This window comes from Haliscomenobacter sp. (assembly GCF_040403615.1).
Lineage (GTDB): Bacteria > Bacteroidota > Bacteroidia > Chitinophagales > Saprospiraceae > Haliscomenobacter.
In genome coordinates, this window is the sequence record NZ_JBBAKG010000061.1 from 16338 (window position 1) to 18440 (window position 2103).

Genomic DNA, 2103 nt, shown 5'->3' on the forward strand with positions numbered 1-2103 from the left:
CTACGCTCAGCGACCGGCCGCTTCCCACAAAACCCAAATCCTACTAGCATATCTCGCGGTCGCTGAGCGTAGCCGAAGCGCCGCTTCCGGTTATTTATTTTTTGCCCTCAAAATGAGACAACACGTCCGATTGTGGCGTTGTGCTGGAAGAGTGGTAATCAATTTTCAAAATCCTGCCTGTTGGATCAAATGCAAGGGTTATTTCTTGGAAAAAATACCCAGAAAGCCCAAAATTGCGCTTAAACACCAATTTATCTGTTCCGGTTGCTTCCGAAAAACCATACCTTGACCATCCCGGCGGAAGGCTTTTTACAAAATCTCCTACCAGTTTAAAGCTGTCTTTTGAAAAAGCTTCCACCTCCAATACTGCAGGTTGTTGAAAAGCAGAATCCTTTACCCATTCCATTTTAGATTGGGTTGGGGATATGAATATTTCGCTCAGGCGCTTGGAATGACGGTCGGATTTGCCGGTGTAGGTACCTGCAATTGCGGGTTTGGGATCGTCTTGATGACACGCAAAAATAAAGCACAAGGCAACAACAATTGTGGCTGAAATGGTTTTCATGCTCAGGGTTTTTGGTACGGAAATGAAATAAGGATCGATGAAAAAAAGTACTCTATTTACTATTTTTTTGACGCATAGAAAAAATGCTGTATTTTTGACTAAATCATTGTTAGTCATGACCGAAAATACCATTTATATGGAAGTGAACGCCCCCAAGATTCACCAGCGCATCATTGGTCAGCTCATGATGCGTTTGGGCATGTTGTATTACCTGGAAAAAGCCATTCCATTCGAGCCATTGCCCGAAACCATGATTGATGAAAGCCAGACAAGTCCAACACCCGATATTCTACTTTTTGACAACGAAAAAAAACTCAACCAGGTCATTATTGAAATCAGCGGCAACACAGGTGCACGGCGCGATTTTGAAAAAATCAAAAGCCTCATGCTCGAGTACAATGTACCCGAAGGCTTTGTGTACAATTACGACACCCAGCAATGGCGCAAATACCTTCTGGAAAAAGGGGAAGATACCCAGCTGCCTTCATTTTGTAAATCCATTGGTCGCGATTTGAATACATTGATTTAGTGTTTTGTTAGGCTATGCCGAACCGTCTCACAGACATCCCCCTCTACTTACTCAATACCGGCACCTTACTCACCTTCACCTCAAACTTCCGTGCCACGGGCACATCTTTTTCCTCGGTATACTCTTCTTGGCGATACGTTTTGACCAGTGCAACGGCGATCACCCGTACCCGGGCATCGATGGCGTCGATGTAGTTGTCGTTGCCCATTTCGAAGGTCATGGTGCCTTGGGTGTAGGTATTGTGGCGAGCGTATGCGGAAGGGCCATCGCCAGAATCCAGCACTTTATTGTCTTTGGAAAGGACGCGGTACTTGATGTTGTCCCCACCACGCGGTGCGGTAAAGAAACTCACGCCGTCAAGGGCCAAGGAGGCGAGGGCGCCGTAGGGGCCGGCGAGGTAGCCCAGTTTGCCCACGGTGCTGACGGCAGATTTACCCAATCCGGCCAGTCGATTGGCTTCGCTGTATTGTTTTTCGGCCTGCTCTCCCGTGCCCACCCAGAAAGCCCAGGCGATGACCTCATACGAGCGGTCTGATTCGTACTTGTTGGTGGGGAGGGTGATCGGTACTTTGGTGGATGTGGAGCCCGACCAGCTCGCTTTGGCGGCGATGCGCTCGGTTTTATCGGCCAGACTGGAGATGGCGGTATCGGTGCGTACCAGTACCCGGCGGGTTTGTTTCACCATTTGTTTTTCAAAACGGGTAGCATCGTTTTGATACACGGTGTCAAAGCGTTCTACCCACTTTACAGCGGTTACAAAAGCTTTGGTTTTGTCGGAAGCGGGTACGCGTTGAATGCGCACTTTGATGGTGCGGTCTTTCTTGGTATCGCTGCGAAACCGGAAGCGGTATACCGCAGCCTTGGTGACTTCAATGGTCTTTTCTTTGATGGCCGCCGTATTCAGTTCCCTGAATTTGACGTTGCTGGGAAATTCTGTAATTTCGACTTCGGCCAATACTGCGCCTACACTTTCGGTAAAGCTGAAGAGAATTCTATCGCCTGCGGCAAA

The 2103-nt window shown here is 48.3% G+C and carries 3 protein-coding genes; 1 reads left to right on the plus strand and 2 read right to left on the minus strand.

From position 1 onward, the window contains the following. Positions 1 to 94: 94 nt before the first annotated feature. Entirely contained in the window at positions 95 to 565 is a 471-nt protein-coding gene (locus ABW391_RS18590; RefSeq protein ID WP_353483411.1) for a hypothetical protein, read from the minus strand. Between the two features lie 115 nt (positions 566 to 680). Between ABW391_RS18590 and ABW391_RS18595 the strand changes: the two genes are divergently transcribed. Next, positions 681 to 1094 (plus strand): PDDEXK family nuclease, encoded by a 414-nt coding sequence (locus ABW391_RS18595; protein ID WP_353483412.1) that lies wholly within the window; start codon positions 681 to 683, stop codon positions 1092 to 1094. 43 nt (positions 1095 to 1137) lie between these two features. Here the strand turns inward: ABW391_RS18595 and ABW391_RS18600 are convergent. After that, positions 1138 to 2103, minus strand: a 966-nt coding sequence (locus ABW391_RS18600) for a hypothetical protein (RefSeq protein WP_353483413.1), incomplete at its 5' end; no start/stop codon positions are given.